We start from the raw sequence: 20,369 nt of genomic DNA on the forward strand, positions 1-20,369 counted from the left end.
AACATTAAAGTGCTGATGACCGCCGTGGGCGGCAAGGTGATTCATCTGACCGCGGATTACGCGAAGGAAGTCGGCATGACTGCCGTCGGCCCGACCACATGGGCCGAGGCGATCCCCACCGGCTGGGAGCCCAAAGCGAACTAGCCGCGCGCCAATGATAAATCATATCCCGCAGCGGCCGGAAATGACAGATGTCAGTAATATATCGGGGAGGTGGTTGGCTATGCTTTTCAGAACAGTTTCCCTGGCAAGCCTTTTGTGTGTCTGCGCGGTCGTGTCCGTGTCCGCACAGGTCACCACAGGCGCCATATTCGGAACCGTTAAGGATTCGAGTGGCGCGATGCTGCCCGCAGCCACGGTGATTGCCCTAAACGAAGAGACCGGCATCTCTCGGACCACACAGTCGGACTCGGCCGGCCGTTTCCAGGTGCCCTCGTTGAGTCCGGGGCGATATAAGGTTAGCGCATCAATGGCAGGTTTTCAGACGATTGTGCGCAGCGGCATCGACTTGACAGTTGGCCGCTAGGTCGCGTTGAACTTCGATCTGCCATTGGGCTCGATCACGCAGACTGTTGAAGTAACGGCTGAGGCATCGCTCGTCAATACCGTCGGTGGAAGTCTGGGCAACACCATCGACAGCTCTCGAATCACCGAGCTGCCCCTAAACGGTCGCGACCTGGCTCAACTGGTTACACTTCAGGCCGGTGTTGTGAACTACACGGGCGGCGATCCTGAGCCGGGCGGTGGCAAGCTGCTGGTGGTTTCGGGAGCGCGTCCCACAACGAATGTTTTTTACATGGATGGCGTGGCGATCGAGTCCTACAACAAGAAGACTCCCACAGGAATGTCTGGAAACTTTCTCGGAGCCGATGGAGTGCGGGAATTCAAGGTGGACAGCAATGCCTACAGCGCGGAGTTCGGCGGTGGCGCCGGAGGGGTTTTCAACATTACCACCAAGGGCGGAACCAATACCATGCACGGAACCGCTTTTTGGGCCTTGCGAAATGACAACTTCGATGCCGCACAGTGGGAAGACGATGCCTTTGGCGATGAAAAGCCAGAGTTCAAGAGAAACCAATTTGGATTTAGCCTCGGAGGGCCGATCCGGCGGGATAAGACTTTTTTCTTTGGAAATTATGAGGCACTGCGCGAGCGGCTAGGCGAGACCGCCGTGGGGCGGACTTTTTCCGATTCGTTGCGGCAGGGCATCGTTCCTCCCGCCACCGTGCCCGTGGCGATTGATTCGCGAATCACTCCTTACCTGGCTTTCTGGCCCAGGCCAAACGGTGAAGTTTTTGGAGACGGGACGGCGAACTATATCACGCAAAGAACCATACCCACCGATGACAGTTATTATCAAGGTCGTGTGGATCACCAGTTCAACGATAACAATCTGGCCTTCTTGCGGTACACGTACCTGACCTCGGAGCAGCGCACGCCACCAATTTTCCCCGGTGAAGCCGGAGTACTCAATACCCAGGGCAATCATCTGGTTACGCTGGAGGACAAACAAATCCTGTCGCCGTCGCTGCTCAACTCAGTGCGACTGGGCTTTTCCCGAACACAGCCCTTCAACGGCCTGCTCGATCCTCGCGTCGTTGACCCCTCTCTCCTGTTCACTCCGAAGTTTTCCTTCCTGGGAACGCTCAATCCAGGAAGCGGCCTCCACACCGTCGGCGTTGCCGAAGCGACCTCGGACAGGCACATCAACTCCTATCAATTCGTTGATGATGTGGTCATCACCAAAGGGCGCAACACCTATAAGTTTGGAATTGCCTGGAGTCGAAACGGATTCAATGTTTACTTCCCGTCGCAGCCGGCGGGAAACTACGCGTTTGGCAACGTCGGTAATTTCCTGCGCGCGATCCCCAACACTTTCCGGGGGGCGATTATTGACGGTTTCGATGATGCCTACCGCACGCTCAAGTGGAACCTGATTGCCCTGTACTTTCAGGATGAGTTGCGCCTCACTTCCCGCCTGACGCTGAATCCGGGTCTGCGGTACGAATTTGGAACCGTGCCAACGGAGAAGTGGGGACGAGTCGGAAACTTCCACGGCGACCTGGAGTTCCTGTTGCGCGCCGGGATGAGTGATATCACGCTCGGCAATCCGTGGATCAAGAATCCCACGCTCAAGAACTTCGCTCCCCGGATCGGTTTAGGATGGGACGTATTTGGCGATGGGACCACCGCTCTCCGGACGGGATTCGGCCTCTTCTTCGTCCAGCTCGATCAAAGCTGGTTCCGCACCATGCTGTGGCGCATGCCACCGTTCCTGGTGGACCTGCAGGCTTCCGGAGCCAATGTGCCGTTCCCCAATATATACTCGTTGTGTGGACGGGAGAATCCTACGCGACCATCGAACCCGGTCTGCACTGGCCGGCCTGCGCCGCAGTTTCCGCCCTATAAGACCCGCTCGCCCTACATGATGCAGTACAATTTGACTCTGCAGCGGCAGTTCGGTTCGTCCATGGTGGCCACTGCGGGTTACTCCGGCTCGCGTGGCGTGCGCTTGAACGCGCTGGCCAACGTCAATGTTCCCTACGGGCAGAGTATTAACGGCAGATTAGTGTTCCCCGCCCCCCCCGCGCCCCAATCCCAACTTCGACAATATGCTGTTCCGGGGACCCATGGCGGATTCTTTCTACAATTCCCTGCAAGCCAGCGTGGTCAAACGGATGAACCAGGGTCTGCAGTTCACCGCTTCCTATACGTATTCCAAAACGATTGATGACATCTCCGGAAACGCGGGTGGAAGCGACTCCGACGTGACGGAAACGAACTCTTTCTTTCAGGATAAATCCCTGTTCCGAGGACTTTCGGCCTATGATGCCCGGAATGTCTTCTCGCTGGGCAGCACCTATGAACTGCCAGTCGGCGCGGGCAAACGTTTCGGCGGCGGCATGGGTCGCAGGGCAAACAAGGTGGCGGCGGGATGGGAGATCGGCGGCATCTTAACGCTGCGCAACGGCTTCCCGGGATCGATCTCCATTGGCAACCGACTGACTGCGATCGGCATCCAGAATGAGCGGCCCGATCTGGTCTTCGGCGCCAGCGGCAATCCCATTCAGGGCCAATCGGCGGGGTGCGACATCAGCAACACCGGCGTGATCAATCCACCGGGATCGATAGCGCCGGGAACTGCTGGCCGGATCATCGCGCCGGGAACTGCTCTGGGCACGGCGGAAACTTATTTTGATCCGTGCGCTTTCGCGCAGCCCCCGGCCAGAACTTTTGGGAATCTGGGAAGAAACACGTTCACGCTGCCTGGGTTCGCATCCTTGGACATCAACCTGACAAAGAATACGGCGCTCACTGAGGCGGCAAATTTGCAGTTCCGCTTTGAGGCGTTTAATCTCCTGAACCGCGTCAACCTGGGCAATCCAATTCGGAATGTGTTCGACAACGCTGGACGACCGAGCGCTACCGCCGGACGTATCGAGAACAGTCAGACCGCTCGGCAAATACAGTTGAGCCTGAAATTGATTTTTTAGTGAAGTGATTTCTACAGCCGGAAGGTCAGGGCTGGAGCCGGCGCAACCCACGCCAGCCTTACGGCCCGGCCTATGCCAAAGACAGGGACGGGAGTTTTCCCGTGCTGTCTCCGAACTTTTCGACGTTCAATCCCAGACGATCCAGCAGTGCCAGATAAAGATTCGACAGCGGCGTGTCCTTCTCGTAGCGAATATGGCGCCCGCCCTGGATGCGGCCCCATCCTCCGCCGGCCAGCAGGATGGGCAGGCTCTTGGGAATATGCAAGTTGCCGTCTCCCAGTCCGCTGCCATAGACAATCATTGAATGATCCAACAGCGAGCCGGAGCCGTCCGGCGTGGAGCGCAGCTTCTCCAGGAAATAGGCGAACATGGTCATATGATAGATGTTGATTTCGATCGACTTGGCGATCTTAACCGGGTCGCCCTGGTGATGCGTGAACGGATGATGGGGGTCACTGATGCCGATCTCGGGATAGGCCGCGTTGCTCATCTCGTGTCCTGCCTGTAGGCTCCCCACGCGTGTCAGGTCAGTCTGAAAAGCCAGCGTCATCAGATCGAACATCAGCTTGATGTGATCCCGGAAAGTTTCAGGAATTCCGGCGGGGCGGCTCATGGTCGGCAGGTTGCGCCCAGTCTGCTGCTCGGCTTTCTGGATGCGCCGCTCGACATCGCGCACCGCATCCAGATACTGATCCACCTTCGCGCGGTCGCCGGCACCCAGGTTCCCCATCAGCCGGTTGACTTCCCCGTTCACGAAATCCAGGATGCTGCGGTTGCGGCGAATGCGAGCCGTGCGCTCCTGCGGGCTGGTGCTGTCGCTTGGCCCGAACATTCGTTCAAAAATAGCGCGCGGCTGATTCTGCATCGGCAGGGGAGTCGTCGCATCGCGCCAACTGATGGTGTTGGAGTAGGCGCAACTACCGTCGCAGGTTAGCTCGGAATCTTCAATGCCGATCTCCAGCGAACCTATCTCCGTATGCTTTTCCAGCTCACGGGCAGCGATCTGATCAACCGAAATGCCGGCGCGGACTTCATTGTTTCCTGTCCGGATATTCTGCGTCACCACATGCACGCCAGTCAGATAGGTGGCGCAGGCGCGGGGATGCTCGCCTCCGGTTTCTCCCGCCAAGCCCAACGCCTGGACCGAGGAGAGTCCGCTGAGCACGAGCAACTGATCCCGAAAAGGAGCCAGCGGCTCCAGTATGGGAGTCATCGCGTATCCCGCTCCCTCCGTGGCGGGAGTGAACTTCTCCATGATGGCCCCGTTGGGGATGTAGACGAACGCAAGACGCCTGGCCGGACTTCCGGCAGGCTCGCTGGCGAATGCCGGAACCATGCCATCGAGCAACGGAAGGCCCAGCGTGGCTCCGACTCCCTTCAGGAATGTGCGCCTGGGCAGTGATTTCTTCATGATTATCATTTGGCGTCCTTCGACCTCCTGGTCAGGAATGGCGTGCTCTTCACGATGCCCGTGATCAATGACCATGAGCGGTAGTCCGGCGAGGCTTCATGCAAAATCTTGCGAATCGCGGGGGCGTCAAAATACTCCACTCCGCGCCCCAGCGCGTAGGTCATCATTTTTTCCGTGAACGTGCGGGCAAACTGTTCCGGGTTTCGTCTCAACTGCTCCTGAAGACCGGAGACCCCCTGAAACGGCGTGCCGTCGGGCAGGGCGCCGGAGACGTCAATGGGTGTCTTGTCCGCGCCGGCGGTGGTGCGCCACTGGCCGATGGCGTCAAAGTTTTCCAAGGCGAATCCCAGCGGGTCCATCACCTTGTGGCAGGAGGCGCAGGCGGGATTCTTCCTGTGCTCCTCCATCCTCTGGCGCATGGTGAGGTTCTTCTGCTCCTTGTCATCCTTGAGGGAGGGCACGTTGGGTGGCGGAGGCGGCGGGGGAGTCCCCAGGATATTTTCCAGTATCCACTTGCCGCGAAGCACCGGAGACGTGCGGCTGTTGTAGGAAGTTACGGTCAGGATACTGCCTTTGCCCAGCAATCCCCTCCGGGCATCCTCCTTCAATTCCACGCGCCGGAACTGGCTGCCAAAGATATTGGGAATTCCGTAGTGCCGCGCCAGCCGCTCGTTCAAATAAGTATCCTTGGCGGTCAGCAGGTCGCCGACGCCGCGATTGTCCCGCAGGATGCCGCCGAAAAACAGCTCGGTCTCCCGCAGCAAAGCCTGGCGCAGATTTTCGTCGAAGCCGGGAAAGACTTCCCGGTCCGGCCCCTTGTCTTCCAGGTCGCGGAGCTGCAGCCACTGTCCGGAAAAATTGTTGATGAGCGAATCGAAGCGGGCATCGCGCATCATGCGCGCAACCTGCGCATCCAGAATGGCGGGGTCCTGCAACTGCCCGCGCTCGGCCAGACCGAGCAACTCATCATCCGGCATACTGCTCCACAAGAAAAATGAAAGGCGCGATGCCAGTTCCAGGTCGCTCAACGGGAACGAACTGCCCGGCGGCAGGCCCCGCCGGTCCGGCTCCACCCGGAACAGGAAGCCGGGGCTTACCAGTATCCCTTCCACCGCCATGCGGATTCCCGCCTCGAAGTCGCCGTTCTTACGCCCGACCTCATAAAGCCCCAACAGAGGCTTCAGGTCGGAGTCGCCCACGGGGCGGCGGTAGGCGCGCCGGGAGAGCGTCGCGAGTATCCTGCCGGCGCAGGGAGTCTCGTCTTTCCTGCTGGCTGGAGAACATACGAAGATTCGGCGGCGGCTGGCAGTCTCGCCCGGTCCGGTAACTTCATACGGCCCGCCGATGGTTACGGCGCTGACGCCGGACAAGTCCCGCGATTCGCGCGCCGATCCTTCAGGCTTTTTGGCTTCCTTCAGGAAGGTAACTCCCACAGTCCGTCTGCCGGCTTTCACCGGAACGCGTATCCGCAGATCCCTGGCAGGAGTGGCGTTTTCTCCCCCCACCGTGAACACCTTCAGGCTGGATCCATCCAGGCGCAAGTCAATCTGCCTGGGTTCGGCGAACCCAACCACTTCCCCGGCATTGAGTCCATCGTCGATTGTTTTCAGATCGATCTTGATGGTGTACGTGCCATCGAGAGGGAAATAATGCCGAATCGACAGGCCGCCGCGCGACCCGAAAGGAAGATCTTCGCTGGCTCGATCGAACTGAGTGAATCGCTCGGGAATTTCGTAGGTCTCCAGCGCCGGACGGATGGTGGTGTCGCCCGTTGCCAGCCGGCTGACGATCTCGGCGGCGGACATATATCTTTCCAGCAGCGCGGGCGAGACTCCCAGCACGTCTCCGTTGTTATCGAAGCCGAAACTGGAATCATCCGCGGGCAACAGCGTAACGCCGTCTATATCCAGCGCCAGCAAGTCGCGGATCACATTCACATACTCGCTGCGGTTCAGCCGATGCACCGCGGCGGTGCGGCCTGGATTGGGGGTGGCGGACGCCGCGCGGTCCAGCGCTGTTTCCAGATGCCCGGCCAGCGACTCATAGCTCGACTCATCGGGGCGCGGCAGGCCCGCCGGAGGCATGGACCGCGCGCGCAGCTTGCGGATTACTTTCTCCCAAACAGGCGCCGCGACCGGGGCATCGTCCACATCCATTTGGTTAAGGACAAGCCCCGCGGTATTCAGTTTTTCGTTGTGGCAGGTCACGCAATAGCGATCGAGCAGGGCGCGGTGCGGCGAGGGAACTTGCTGAGACTCCGCCCGCAGGCAAGCTATTAGCGCGTAAATCATCATGCCCAGCAAGGAGGCGCGCTTCACTTTCCACCCCCCTGTTTTCCGGCCTGCCCTTCGACATGAATCTCCAACTGATCCAGAATTTTCACGCCAGATTCAGCCAGAGGTTTGGCGCCCAGCTTGAGCAGTACGTCCGCGGTATCATCCCGGTACTTGCGAGGTCTGGCATCGAGACTATCGCCCAGTGTGTCGGTGATGACGTGCAGGGCGATGCTCAGCGGAGTCTGGCCGAAATTGTCGAATACCTCGAGCTTCGCGCCCTTCTCCACCAGATAAGCGATCATCGTGTTCGCGCCCACGTAAGCGGCGCCATGCAGCGGAGTGTATCCGTACTCGTTAGCCTCATTCACGTCGCCGCCAAGCTCGACGGCCGCCTTCAATGCCTCGAGATGCCTGCTCTCTTCCTCCGCGGTATATTCCGGCCAGTTGCCTTTGACACGGCCAACGCCGGCAACCATCATCAGCGGAGTCGTCTTGGCCATGTAGTCCACGCGACGACCGCTGCCGCCCTCCAGGTACACATTTTCCAAATTGGCCGTCTTGGTTTCTGCGCCGTTCGCCGCCAGCAGACGCATCACCGGGGCATTGCCTTCCTGCGCCGCCAGCCAGAACGGTGTGGCGCCGATAGCCACCGTTCCGCCCTTGGTGCCGTCCCGGATCACGCGGGCCTCCGACTTTATGAAGGGGACGGCGACGATGGGAATCCGTTGTCCCTTGGCGGGCTCTTTCCATATCCGTGGGTTGGGATTCGCGCCGTGCTTCAACAGCGCTTTGATCGCCTCCAAACTGTTGCGGCGCAAGGCGGCGTAATGGAGGGCAGTATAGCCGTTGAAATCCACGGCAAGAGGATCGGCTCGATTATCGAGCAGCAAAATCTCCAGCTCATGATAGCCGCTGGCCGCCGCCAGCAACAGCGGGCTGGCCTCCGGCGAGGAGGCATTGACATCCGCTTTGGCGGCCAGCAATACGCGGGCGGACTCCAGATCATTCTGCTGCGCCGCAAACAACAGAGGCGTGAATCCTCCCGTGGACCGGGCGTTCACGTCCGCGCCTTGCTCGATGAGGATGCGTGCCACATCGACGCGTTTCTCGGCCACCGCGCGCATCAACGCGGTCTGCCCCCCCTGCGGCTCCCGCGCGTCCAATACCGCTCCGTGAGCCAGCAGGAGTTTCACGGCCGCCGCATTGCGGCCCGCCGCAGCCATCAACGCGCTCTCTCCGGTGTGCAAGGCGGTGTTGGCACCGGCCCCGGCCTGAAGCAGTTTCTCCATGATGACTGCGTTGCCGTTTGAACAAGCCTGCCATAGCGCGGTGGCGCCGTAGTCATTGGCGGCATTCACGTTGGCTCCCGCGCGCAGCAGCAGTTCCACCATCTCCAGATCATCCCAGTGCACGGCCCACATCAAGGCCGTCGCACCGTCGGACTGCCTGGCATTAACGTCCGCGGGGACGTCCGCGCGCTGCTCCAGCAGGGAACGCACCGCTTGACGATCACTGCGCTGGGCTGCCTCCACCAGGCGCAGGTCATTGGCAAAAGGGGTGGCGGCAAAAGGGGCGGGGAATGCACGGGCCGATGCCGAGAAAAGTGTCACCACGGAGACGAGCGCCAGTAAACGAAAATAGGCGCCTGCAATATCCAGTTTTCCCAATGAGTTACTGCAACTGGCGTACATCCCGCGCCTCCTAAGTTCAAGGGCCCGCGTCCTCTTGGAACCATTGTTCACATTCCCGGCTGAGTGTCAATCGTGTTGTTATGTATGTGTTGTGATTGAGTCATTGCGTCGAATAAGGTGGGCGCTTCCGCCGAACAAATCCAGCATGACTCGCGCCCATTCATAATCCGGCCCCCCATTGCGGGGCACACAAAACCACTCCCGTGGTTTCGCTTTCAAAACCGCCTCTCACAGGGCGATGAATTGTTTTCTAATTCGGATACGGTTTTGGTTCCCATCCCTGCGGGATCGGTTCCGCCCAGGTGGATGCGCCCACCGGCGGCGTCCCAAACTCTCTGGCGAGTGGGGCAACCAAATGCACCGTCTTCCCGCCCACCACCGTCATTAGCACCTGTGTCTTCGGAATTTCAGCCTCCGGAATCGTTAGGAAATCCCGGTCGAGGACGATGAAATCCGCATACGCGCCCGGTGCCAGCATCCCCAGTTTTTTGTCTTTCAACAGATAATAGCCACCCCAGGTCGTCAGGGCCTTCAACTGGGTAATCCGGTCCGTCTTTTCTCCCGGTCCGTACTCCCTTTTATCGTTGTCGTTGTAGCGGTTCATTCCCTTGGTGATGAAGAAAAACACCATATGGGGCAGCGGCCGGTCAATCTCAAACGAGTTCATGATCCCGGCGTCGTTGACACTCTTGCGCGGCGCAACCCAGCTGGTGTATTCAAGCCCATACTGCTTGGCAATCTCCGAGGCGCCTCTGTAATTCTCCCAAATGATGGTATTGAGCTGACTCACCATCATGCCCAGGTTCTTGATGCGCGGGAGTTGCGCCGGTCGTGGCGCGCCCGCGCCGTGATCGAAGGTATGCCTCATGGCGCGAATCTGATCCGTAGTCATGCCAGCTTTCTTGCTTCCCTCTTCAATGGCCGCCATGATGTTGTCGATGCCTTTGTCCCCACCTGTATGCATAGTGGCAATGCGGAGGCCGGCCTGGGCGGTGCGCATCAGCGCGGCATAATCATCCGTGCCGGGGTCGTTGCTGCACGATCCAGGAGAGCCACTACCGCCGCCGCCTTCACCGCCACCTAAAGAAGCCTGGGCAGGAATACCCGCTTTCTCTCTCCAATTGGGTATCTCCGGGACGGTCATGCAGCCAGGACCTGTAGCTGGGAAAGCGCCGACAAACCACAAGTAGTCCGATCCCATTCCCATCATGCCGGACAAATGCCGCAAGGTAGCTAATTCCCACGCTCCGTCTCCAGTTATTTGGTGCTGCCATGACCAACCAATCCGCGCCGGCATTTCACCTTTTTTATCCAACAGGTTCATGGCCTGAAGGTTGGTGAACGCATAAGGCGCCGAGCCATAGGAGGTGATGCCGGAGGCCGCCCATAACTCCAATTCCGACTTCAAGAGCTGCGCCAATTCGGGCACTCGGTTTTTGAGGATGGTGTCGGAAGGACTGTTGCGGTCGAGCCTGCCCGTTCGCTGCTCCCTCTCGGTCATCTCCTCATGCACAGACCGATATATTTCCACCCCCTTGGTGTTCATCAGGCAAGCGCTGGTGAAACCACCACTGACGCAAACCGGATTGTTGGGAGCCAATAGGTCCAGGTATTCCTTGGTAATCGATTTGTCCCAAACGCCGGTGCTTTCTGGCCCTCTGAACTCCTTGGCGCGCTCGTAGGTGGGACCCCAGTTGGGATTTACGCGAATCCACTGTCCCGGTTTGGCCTTGGATACCGCTTCCTTCATCGTAGCTTCAAACATGCCGAATTGCTCTTTGACCGGCACGTTCGGCAAATATCGCGAGATAATGTCGCTATCATTCGGGAAAACATGCCGGAAAGCGCGAGGCTCGGTCCACATCCAGTCGACTGGATGCTCGTGGGTCATGATGAAGCTCGGCAGCACTTCCCGCCCCTTGAGGTCGAGCTGCTGCGTCTGCGGTCCCGCGAGCGCTCGGATATCCGCATTGTTCCCGATTTCAAAAACTTTTCCGTCCCGGACCGCCATGGCCTGCGCGATGGTGCCAACATTCGACGTGAACGAGGTGTCGTTCATGGTTACGATTTTCCCGTTGTAGAGAATCATCGTTGGATAGTTCACCAGCTTCGCGGGGGCGCTCACGTTCTGCGCCCATCCAGCCGGAATGTACAAAATCACGCTGCAAACTATCGACAGAAATAAATTCTTCATAGCCAGGCTCCCTTTCTTTGTTGCTTTGCGCCTGCGCACAGGCGGTTGAATGATGGCGCTCCCGGGACGGTAACCGTCCCGGGAGCGCCGATTCCCGGTTCCATCAATACTCGAATTTCACCGCCAACTGAATCAGCCGTGATTGGCCATTGATTCTGGTGATCAGTCCAATTTTCGTGTTCAACTTGCAGCCTGAATTTGACTCCCGCCCAGGCGCGAACCGCTGTGGCCAAGACAAAGTTCTCGCGCGCCTTCGCGCTGATGCAAGTATTTAGCACCCCGGAAATTTCTTGTCAAGGCATTTCCGTAATTATCTCTTGACAACATAACGGGAGGCGAGGTATACCGTTGCACAAGTAGCCGTATCATGGAAGACTGATCGGCTCGGGACAGGACGTTAACGCGGGAAGCCATCATGTTTTTTGTTATGCGTCGCAGGTTTTGGTCAGGTTCTTAGCGGGGAGCCGAACATCATCGAGCAAGGCCATCGCTGGGCGTCCGGCCCGCTGGCGGGTTGGATTGCGCGGGCAGCTTTATTGCCAGCCGTCCCGCTCTCTGCGATTTTGGCTCAACGGATTGTTGCCCGCTCACGTTTCCCCTGGGACACATTTAGGTGCCGTCCCAGGTAGGGTTGGGCAGTCATTGCCCCGGTGGCTTACACCTATAGCCAACACTAGGAGGGGTAATGCGGGTTGTGGCGTCTGCCGTGCGGAATCGAGCGCGCACGAATGGAATCTTGCGGCCTTGCACTCTGGATCGGGGATGGAGGAGGAGAACTCACATGACAGGACAAATACTTTTACGAAGTCTGGCAGCCCTTGTATTACTGGCTGGTGGCACTCTGCTGGCGCAGGGGACCATGGGGGCGATTTCGGGGACGGTGCGGGATACCTCCGGTGCGGTCGTTCCCGGCGCCTCTCTCACCCTCCGCAACGTGGCCACGGGAATTGTTCGGAGTGTGGTCACCGACAACCAAGGCCGCTACCGGGCACAGGAACTCTCGCTCGGCGGATACGATGTGAACGTGCAGGCGGAAGGTTTCCAGAGTCTGCTCCGCAGCGGCATCGAGATGACCATCGGCCGGCAGGCGGTGCTGGATTTCACAATGCAGTTGGGCTCGGTTTCCGAGCAAGTTACGGTCAGCGGGGAAGCCCCACTGCTCGAGACCACCAACTCCACGGTGGCCGACCTGGTAACGGAGACACAGATGCGCGAGCTGCCGCTGAATGGCCGCAGCTTCACGGACCTGACCGCCATCCAGCCAGGCGTCGTAACGGACATGGATATTCCGCAGAGCACGCTGAAAGGCGGCGGCCGAATCACCATGAACGGCGCCCGGCCGCAACAGAGCCTTTACTTGCTGGACGGCATCGAAATTAGCGATCCCATCAACAATACTCCGCCGGTCAGCGTGCTGGGCCAGACGCTGGGTGTCGACACCATTCGCGAATTTACGGTCTTGCAGACCAATTACGGTTCGCAGTACGGCCGGGCCATCGGCGGAATCGTCAGTGCCGTTACCCGCTCGGGAACGAATGCCATTCACGGCAGCGTGTTTGAATTTATGCGCAGCGAGAAGCTGGACGCCAAAAACTTTTTCGATGTCGCTAAAAATACTATCCCGCCCTTCAAGCGCAATCAATTCGGCGGCACGGCGGGCGGGCCGATCATGAAAGACAACACTTTTTTCTTCGGCTCCTATGAAGGCTTGCGGCAAAGCCTGGGAACCACCGACTTTGGATCGGTTCTGACGGATGAGGCCCGTGCGGGACGAATTACTAATTGTCCCGCGGGAAGAGTGACCTGCACGAAGGAAGAGGCGACCGTCACGGAAACTCTGCCTCGCGGGCTATTTCCAGACATGGCTCCCTTCCTGGGTTTGATTCCCCGCGGCAATGGCTTGTACCTGAATGACGGCGTTCAGGAGTTTCGCGGCAGCCGGATACAATCCGGCCGGGAAAACTACTACATGACCCGCATCGATCAGCGAGTAAGTAGCAATGACAATGTCTTCGGGCGGCTGGTGCTCGATCACAGCAGCAAAGAGTTGCCGGACGCTCAGTTCCTGGGCGACAGCAAGACTCATCCCACTAATAATGAGTGGGGCACTTACCGTTTTGTCACCCTGGACTGGACGCGCATCCTCTCGTCCACGGTGCTGAACTCCGCGCGTTTCGGGTTTACGCGCAATACCAGCAATCAGTGTCAGTGCATCGGCGAGCCTGGGGGAGAGCGCACCGACGTCGACGAATTTCCAGGGCTGCCGTCGCAATTCCAGGTGGTGCCCGGAGTGCCCTGGGGCGGCAACTGGGGAATTCCCGGAGTGCTCATACCAGGCGGACACAATGGTCCGGGCACGTTCGTCGCCGGAGCTTATCTGGCCAGCCCCGTGCAGTTTGTGACCAACACGTACAGTTACTACGACTCCATTCATATTACTCACGGCCGACACTCCCTGGAGTTAGGCGCCGATGTGCGGCGGTATCAAGAGAACGTCGATCGCACCACCTGGGTGCATGGCATCGCCGCCTGGTACGCCCCCATGAAGAACTTTCTGACGGCGGGCCAGCGCGCTTCAGGCTACTGCACGGGTATCGCCACGGACTGCCGCGGCATCAGCAGCGCGACCATTGCGCACACCCTCACATCGGACAACAGGTACGAGCGGGGAGATACCTACCGGGGATACCGGCAGAGTTACTTCTCCTGGTATGCGCAGGATGATGTCACTGTACGGACGAACCTCACTTTGAACCTGGGCGTGCGCTGGGAAAGACTCACTGCTCCCGTGGAAGTCAACCGAAAGATGGCTTCCATTCTGGATGTCCTACGCGACCCCGGCTACACCCAATTGGGAGACAAGCCGATGTTCCGGCTCCATGACATTCTCGGCGGCTTCGCGCCGCGAATCGGCTTTGCCTATAGCCCCGACAAAGTTACATCCGTGCGCGCGGGCTTTGGTTTGTTCAAGGAAATGCCGCTGTTCTATCAGTACTCGGTCGCGCTGTTCCACCCTCCGCAAGCCAACCGGATCAATTTGCGCGACATCACCACCTGGCCCAATCCGTTGCTGGGAATTGATCCCCGCACGGGCACGCTGCAACCTACGGTCATCACCTATGATTACAAGTATCCTTACGCCATGCAGTGGAACCTTGGGTTCGAGCGCCAGTTTGGACAGAACTGGGTGGCCCGCGCCACTTACATTGGGACCCGGGGCGTCGATCTCGGTTCGGTGGTCAATGAAGTCCAGCCGGTGTTGAGCAAGGATGCTGCGGGAAGGGAATTTACCGCGCGCCTGGCGCCTTCTCAGAATCCGGCCCTGGACAGCACCAGAACATTTGCCAATATTGGGGATGGCTGGTACAACGCGCTGCAAACGCGAATCCAGAAGCGGTTCAGTGGTGGGCTGGAGGCGAGCGCTTCCTACACCTGGTCGAAAAACCTGTCGGCAGCGGCGGGCCTGGGTGTTACCGGAGGAGAGTTCGGCTCCTTCGGAGGAGGCTTCCAAGCCACCAATCTTTGGGACTACAAGAACTTTGACCGCGGCCGCGCCGACCAGGACGTGCCCCACAATTTCAACCTAAACTTTACCTACGACCTTCCGGTGGGCGAGGGCATGACTTTCGGCTCCACTATGGGCAAAGTCGCCAATTCGCTGCTGGGAGGCTGGCAGATCAACGGAGTCTTCACCAAGCGGTCCGGTCTGCCGAAGGATATCGCCGGCGGAGGCTATTCCACCACTCAATATTGCCGCTGCGTGGTCCGGCCCAACCTGAAAGCCGGGGGAGACAATAACCCCGTTATCGGAGAGCTGGATCACTGGTTCGACGAATCACAGTTTGAGTTGGTCCCGGCGGGTTATTTTGGGAACCTGGGCAAAAACACTCTGAGCGGTCCCGGCCTCTCCAAGATGGATATCTCGTTGTTCAAGACCGTTCCGGTGGCGGAGGGCAAGAAACTGCAGTTCCGGGCGGAATTTTTCAATTTCCCCAATCATCCAAATTTCGCCGCGCCCGATACCACCGTGTTCAACACGCAGGGGCAGTTGAGCGAGAATCGCGGGCGGATCACCTCTACCGTAGGCACTTCGCGGCAGATTCAAGTGGCTTTGAAATTCGAGTTTTAGACAGCGCAATGCAACAAGGGGGACGATCGATGCAAAACGCGAAATTGTCAGGCGCCTGTTTATTCATGTTGATGACTCTCTTTCACTCCTTGGGAATATCTCAAACCACCACCGCCACTCTGACCGGCATTGTGACGGATGAGAGTGGAGCCGTGCTTCCCCAGGCGGAACTGAGAGTGACGAACACCGCCACAGGAGTTGCGCGCACCGTGGCAACCGATGCCGCGGGGAGATATTTAGTCTCCCAGCTTCCGCCGGGACCCTATGAACTGGTAGTGACCATGGCGGGCTTTGACACGCTCGCGCGCCGGGGAATTACCCTGGCGTTGGGCCAGGAGGCCAGTCTGACCCTGACCATGCGAGTAGGGTCGGTCAATGAGCAGGTTACCGTAACAGGGGAAGCGCCCGTCGTCAATACCAGCACCAGCGCGCTTACGGCGGTGATGGAACAGAAACGAATTCTGGAACTCCCGCTCAACAGCCGCGATTTTAAGATGCTGGCGCTGGTGCAGCCCGGGGTTTCCAACGGGCGCAGGACCACGGGTCAACTAGGCACGCTCAGCATATCGATGTCCGGCTCGCGGCCCGAGCAGACAGGGTATCTCCTGGACGGGACCAATATTAAAAGCGGTTCCGGGGCGCCAAGCAATGCCGCCAACGTCATGTTGGGCGTCGAGTCGGTGCAGGAATTCCAGGTGCTGACGAGCAACTACAGCGCGGAATTCGGAGGGTCCTCGGGCGGCCTAATGAGCATGATCACTAAATCGGGCACCAACCAACTGCATGGGAGTCTTTACTACAGCCTTCGCAACAGCGCTCTGGACGCGCGCGATTTCTTTGTAAAGAAGAAGGACGTATTCGCCCGCAACCAGTTTGGGGGCGCCGCGGGAGGTCCGGTCAAACGGGAACACACATTTTTCTTCTTTAATTATGAAGGATTGCTGAATCGGCAAACGAGGAGTGCGCAAGTGTTTGTTCCCGATGACAACACGCATCTGGGAAGGCTTCCCAATGGGACGCAGGTACAGGTGGCGCAGTCCATCCGCCCGTACTTGGATCTGTGGCCGCGCGCCAACGGCCCGCTGGTTTTGAACAATGGTTTGCCCACCGGGAGCGCCACCCTGAATTCCTCCGGCGCCAACCCCATCACGGTCAATTATTATCAGGGACGGGTGGACCAGCAAATCACCGATGAGCACTCGATCTTTACCCGCGTGACGTTTGACCGTGGGAGCAGGATTACGCCAGGGGCCTTCGGCGAGGCGTATTCATCCACCAACGCCAGCAGCGGCAAGAGCTACGCCACCGTGCAGCACCAGTACATCATCACGCCACGGCTGGTGGCCAGCACTCGCATGAGTTTCAATCGCAGCACCTCTCAGGGCAGCCTGCTGCTTGGCGGGGATTACCCGCAGAATCTTAAACTCATCCTGGACCTCCCCCCCAGCTTTACGTTTCCAGGCGTTACCCGGTGGGACCCCGCCACCGCGGGAGCGAAAGGTGCGGACCAGGTGTGGCAATTTCAGGAAACCATTGCCTATGTGCGCGGCGCGCATTCGATAAAAGCAGGAGTGGATATTCAGCAACTGAGAAGCAACTCCGCCTCCGTCAGTGATGCCTCGCTGGGTGGCAATTTTGGATGGAACACCCTGCAGGATTTTCTCACCGACGCCCGCATGTCAACTCTCGAAATCAAAGCGGGAGGAAGTTCCCACCGTAGCTTTACGCAAAAAGTTTTCGGATTGTATTTTCAAGACGACTGGACGTTCCGCCGAGGCCTTACCCTGAACCTGGGGGTGCGCTATGAACCCTTTACGACTCCGGCGGAAAAGCATAATCGGGTATCCGTGGTGAAGGATTGGGTGCATGCCACTTCCTTTGACGTGGGAGTGCCCTTCTGGGATAACCCGTCGCTCAAGAATTTTTCGCCGCGTGTGGGCTTTGCCTGGGATCCCACGGGCGCTGGCAAAACGGCGGTTCGCGGGGGCTTTGGCCTGTTCGATGTGCTGCTTCTGCCCCAACACTACTCCACCCCCGCCACGAAGAATCCTCCCTTCATCGCCACCATCGTAACTGTGCAAGGGAACCTTGCCACGGTACTAACGGATGTGGCGCGAGTTGCTCCGACGGTTATGACCCCGGTGATGAGTCCTGACAGCTTTATGGAAATCACGCAGTGGGACCTCGACACCAGCTATGAAATGAAGATGAACCTGTCCGTGGAACGGCAGTTGGGACAGAATCTCTCCGTGTCCGCCTCCTACATCGGCGGCAGGGGCGTCCACCTGTGGCGCAACCTTGATGTGAACACCGTTGCCAGTATCGAGGTGGACGGACGTCCGTTTGTAATTGATACCATCGCCCGCACGGACGGGTATCCAGCCTTGCTTGGTCAAGGTCCAACCCTGCGTGTCAATCCCAACACCGGCGTGGGGACGAGCCGGGCATCCGACGCGCAGTCTTTCTACAACGCGCTTCAGCTACAAGTGAAAAAGCGTTTGAGCCGGGGATTGCAGTTGGGGGGTTGGTACACCTGGTCTAAGAATGTGGATGACACCACCACCAGCACCGGCAACCTGGACTTCAATGATTTCCAGACCAGCCAGCCCTATAACCCCAAATCCGACCGTGCTCGATCGTCTCTTCATATTGGTCAGAACATGGTCGTCAATGGCGTTTATCAGATTCCATCGCTCATTCAGTCTGGTTTCGCTTCCCACCTGCTCGGCGGATGGCAGGTCTCGAGTATATTCTCGGCGTCCGACGGGGTGCCGTTTGCCACTCTTATTTCCGGGCGGAATGCTCCCGACAAGTCGCGCAGCACGGGAAGAGGACGCCCCGACTTGGTGGCCGGCCGCAGTAACCGCGACATCACTTCGGGAACTACCGCGGGTTGCACGCTGGTCAACGGAATTCCGGGTCCCTATAATGCCTCCGCATTGCCGGCAGCCCTCTCGGTGGCGCCCGGCCAGAAACTGGGAACTCCGGAGCTTTATTTCGATCCTTGCGCGTTCCGTTTGCCGCCCGCCGGCTTCTACGGCAATGAAGGCCGCAATATTCTGGTCGGGCCTGGACTGGTCAATTTCGATTTCAGCCTGCTCAAGAGCGTGCCGCTGGGGATTGGCGAGGGAACTCGTCTGGAATTTCGGGCGGACATCTTCAACATTTTCAATCGAACCCAATTTTCAATACCTTCCACCGCGCAGGTTACGGTTCTCAATCCCGCTCCCGCTGCGCGCTCATACATTGCAAGTGCGGGGAGAATCTCCACTACTGCAAATCCACCGAGGAGTTTACAGTTCGGGTTGAAGGTGAGTTTCTAGACCATTTTTATAGTCACTGAAGAGCTGTGTTCAGCCCCGGCAGGGGCGGGAGAAAGTAGCCCCGGGCGTAAGCCCGGGGTTGACGAAGCGAAATGACACGCAGTCCCGGCAGAGGCGAAAGAGACTTCCTGGGGGTTCTATCGCCCCTGCCGGGGCTGGACCGAATCCTTGCGGACTCTACCGTTTCCTTTCTAGAATTCGGCTTGGACGAGTTATCATGGACGCAGCCAGACCGTTCCCGAGAGGGCGCGGGTTTGTGTTTGTACTGGTAGTGAGCGGTGCCGAGGCAGTTGCATGACTCTTGCCAACCGAAATCCCCAATTTAACCGCCTGCTGGTCTTGTCCCTGTTTGCCTGCCTTGCCGGCCTTAGTCCGGCGGCGGGAAGCCCCGCGGAGGCAGGCCCTGAACTGCGCCTGATAGAGGCGGTACGAGGCAAGGATCGTAACGCGGCCATCGCCTTGCTAAAGCAGAAAGCCGATGTCAATGCGGCTTCGGCGGATGGCGCGACGGCGTTGGCCTGGGCGGCGCATTGGGATGACTTGGAATTGGCGGACCTCCTGATTCGAGGCGGCGCGAATGTGAATGCCGCCAACGTGCATGGCGTTACGTCTCTGGCGCTGGCCTGTGAGAATGGCAGCGCCGGCATGGTCGAGAAGCTGCTGAATGCCGGGTCGAATGCCAATGCCCGGCTGGTGAAAACCGGAGTGACGCCGCTGATGACCTGCTCCCGATCCGGAAACGCCGACGCAGTGAAATTGCTGCTGCGCCACGGCGCTGATGTAAACGCCAAAGAAAGCCGACGGGGGCAGAACGCCCTGATGTGGGCGGTTGCCAACAAGCATGACAGCATTGCCGGCGCGCTGATCGAGCATCACGCGGACTTCCGCGCTCGCTCAAAGGGCGGTATGCCGGCGCAGTATGGCAGCCTTACGCGGGAGACCGGATTTACTCCACTGCTGTTCGCAGCCAGGGCTGGTCATCTGGATTCCGCCAAAATATTGTTGGACGCAGGCGCGAATGTGAACGAGGCCACGCCGGAGGACGGCAACGCGCTGGTGATCGCCGCGGCCGGCGGCCACGAAGCGCTGGCCTTGTTTCTGCTGGGACGGGGAGCCGATCCCAAGGCAGCCGACGCCTTTGGCGTTTCCGCATTGCACTACGCGGTGCGGCGAGGAATTCTGGAGCTGACCGGCTTCGAGTTTTATGCCGAGCGCCTGCCTCCCCCCAATATGCACGAGCTGGCGCGGACGTTGCTGGCCCGCGGGGCCGATCCCAATGCTCAGATTCGGGCCAATTTTCCGTCGAACTCGCGATACCATGAAGGACAGTTACTCAGCCTGGTCGGCGCGACACCGCTCTTACTAGCGGCTCATACCGCCGATACCGCTCTCCTGCGGATTTTTTTGGATCGCGGCGCGGACCCGAAGCTGGCTACCAAGGCCGGAGACGTGCCGCTGTTGCTGGCGGCTGGCTTGGTTCGAGATCCTTCCCTTGCCACGGCTGAACAGAATGCCCAAGCGCTCGAGTCGGTGAAACTGCTGACGCAGCGAGGAGTGGAACTGAATCATGCCAACGGCCGGGGCCAAACCGCTCTGCATGCCGCCGCGGGCATGGGAGCTGATGCCCTGATTCAGTTTTTGGTCGAGCAGGGCGCCGATGTGAATGTGAAGAACAAATCGGGGGAGACGCCCTGGAGCATTGCCATGGCTATGTGCCCAGCCGAAGGAACGACCAATGCCTGCGGCGCTTACGTCATCCGCAAGGAAACCGCGGAACTGCTGCGGAAGCTTGGCGCCCAACCTGGCGCCCCCGCTCCCATGCAGGAGTACTTCCAGCAGTAGAGCAGGCAA

General features: G+C 59.0%; 10 protein-coding genes. 6 read left to right on the forward strand and 4 right to left on the reverse strand.

Going from position 1 to position 20,369, the window contains the following annotated elements; genetic code table 11:
* The first annotated feature begins 154 nt into the window (after nucleotides 1–154).
* Genes EXQ56_10475 through EXQ56_10485 form a run of 3 tightly spaced genes read left to right on the forward strand, consistent with a single transcriptional unit; the run spans nucleotide 155 to nucleotide 3,494 of the window.
* Nucleotides 155–526 carry a carboxypeptidase regulatory-like domain-containing protein gene (locus tag EXQ56_10475; protein MSO20865.1) on the forward strand — a complete coding sequence of 124 codons (372 nt, stop codon included), beginning with the start codon at nucleotides 155–157 and terminating at the stop codon, nucleotides 524–526.
* Nucleotides 527–532: 6 nt separating this feature from the next.
* Nucleotides 533–2,731: a TonB-dependent receptor gene (locus EXQ56_10480; GenBank protein MSO20866.1), complete on the forward strand. Its 2,199-nt coding sequence runs from the start codon at nucleotides 533–535 to the stop codon at nucleotides 2,729–2,731.
* A complete protein-coding gene (locus EXQ56_10485; GenBank protein ID MSO20867.1) occupies nucleotides 2,679–3,494 on the forward strand; it encodes a hypothetical protein in 816 nt (271 codons plus the stop codon). The genes EXQ56_10480 and EXQ56_10485 overlap by 53 nt, the downstream gene beginning before the upstream one ends.
* A gap of 70 nt (nucleotides 3,495–3,564) precedes the next feature.
* On the opposite strand, the gene EXQ56_10490 is transcribed toward EXQ56_10485, so the two are convergent.
* The 4 genes from EXQ56_10490 to EXQ56_10505 all read right to left on the reverse strand — a co-directional run bounded on the left by EXQ56_10490 (nucleotide 3,565) and on the right by EXQ56_10505 (nucleotide 11,066).
* Complete coding sequence (locus tag EXQ56_10490) at nucleotides 3,565–4,914, reverse strand: DUF1552 domain-containing protein (protein ID MSO20868.1); 1,350 nt, start codon at nucleotides 4,912–4,914, stop codon at nucleotides 3,565–3,567.
* Nucleotides 4,911–7,223 carry a DUF1592 domain-containing protein gene (locus tag EXQ56_10495; protein ID MSO20869.1) on the reverse strand — a complete coding sequence of 771 codons (2,313 nt, stop codon included), beginning with the start codon at nucleotides 7,221–7,223 and terminating at the stop codon, nucleotides 4,911–4,913. Before EXQ56_10495 ends, EXQ56_10490 begins: the two co-directional genes overlap by 4 nt.
* On the reverse strand, nucleotides 7,220–8,872 hold the full coding sequence (locus EXQ56_10500) for an ankyrin repeat domain-containing protein (GenBank protein ID MSO20870.1): 1,653 nt from the start codon (nucleotides 8,870–8,872) through the stop codon (nucleotides 7,220–7,222). Before EXQ56_10500 ends, EXQ56_10495 begins: the two co-directional genes overlap by 4 nt.
* Before the next feature lie 250 nt (nucleotides 8,873–9,122).
* Nucleotides 9,123–11,066, reverse strand: a complete 1,944-nt coding sequence (locus EXQ56_10505) for a hypothetical protein (protein MSO20871.1) — start codon at nucleotides 11,064–11,066, stop codon at nucleotides 9,123–9,125.
* Between the two features lie 685 nt (nucleotides 11,067–11,751).
* Between EXQ56_10505 and EXQ56_10510 the strand changes: the two genes are divergently transcribed.
* From EXQ56_10510 to EXQ56_10520, 3 genes are all read left to right on the forward strand, one after another.
* Nucleotides 11,752–15,195 (forward strand): hypothetical protein, encoded by a 3,444-nt coding sequence (locus EXQ56_10510; GenBank protein MSO20872.1) that lies wholly within the window; start codon nucleotides 11,752–11,754, stop codon nucleotides 15,193–15,195.
* A gap of 8 nt (nucleotides 15,196–15,203) precedes the next feature.
* Entirely contained in the window at nucleotides 15,204–18,518 is a 3,315-nt protein-coding gene (locus EXQ56_10515) for a TonB-dependent receptor (GenBank protein ID MSO20873.1), read from the forward strand.
* A 294-nt stretch (nucleotides 18,519–18,812) separates the two neighbouring features.
* Nucleotides 18,813–20,360, forward strand: a complete 1,548-nt coding sequence (locus EXQ56_10520) for a hypothetical protein (protein MSO20874.1) — start codon at nucleotides 18,813–18,815, stop codon at nucleotides 20,358–20,360.
* The last annotated feature ends 9 nt before the right edge of the window (nucleotides 20,361–20,369 follow it).

The organism is Acidobacteriota bacterium (assembly GCA_009691245.1).
Lineage (GTDB): Bacteria > Acidobacteriota > Terriglobia > 2-12-FULL-54-10 > 2-12-FULL-54-10 > SHUM01.

Coding starts and splice junctions, on each gene's coding strand:
- EXQ56_10515 (MSO20873.1), top strand. CDS start 15,204: ATGCAACAAGGGGGACGATCGATGCAAAACGCGAAATTGTCAGGCGCC.
- EXQ56_10485 (MSO20867.1), top strand. CDS start 2,679: ATGAACCAGGGTCTGCAGTTCACCGCTTCCTATACGTATTCCAAAACG.
- EXQ56_10510 (MSO20872.1), top strand. CDS start 11,752: ATGCGGGTTGTGGCGTCTGCCGTGCGGAATCGAGCGCGCACGAATGGA.
- EXQ56_10475 (MSO20865.1), top strand. CDS start 155: ATGATAAATCATATCCCGCAGCGGCCGGAAATGACAGATGTCAGTAAT.
- EXQ56_10490 (MSO20868.1), bottom strand. CDS start 4,914: ATGATAATCATGAAGAAATCACTGCCCAGGCGCACATTCCTGAAGGGA.
- EXQ56_10520 (MSO20874.1), top strand. CDS start 18,813: ATGACTCTTGCCAACCGAAATCCCCAATTTAACCGCCTGCTGGTCTTG.
- EXQ56_10500 (MSO20870.1), bottom strand. CDS start 8,872: ATGTACGCCAGTTGCAGTAACTCATTGGGAAAACTGGATATTGCAGGC.
- EXQ56_10505 (MSO20871.1), bottom strand. CDS start 11,066: ATGAAGAATTTATTTCTGTCGATAGTTTGCAGCGTGATTTTGTACATT.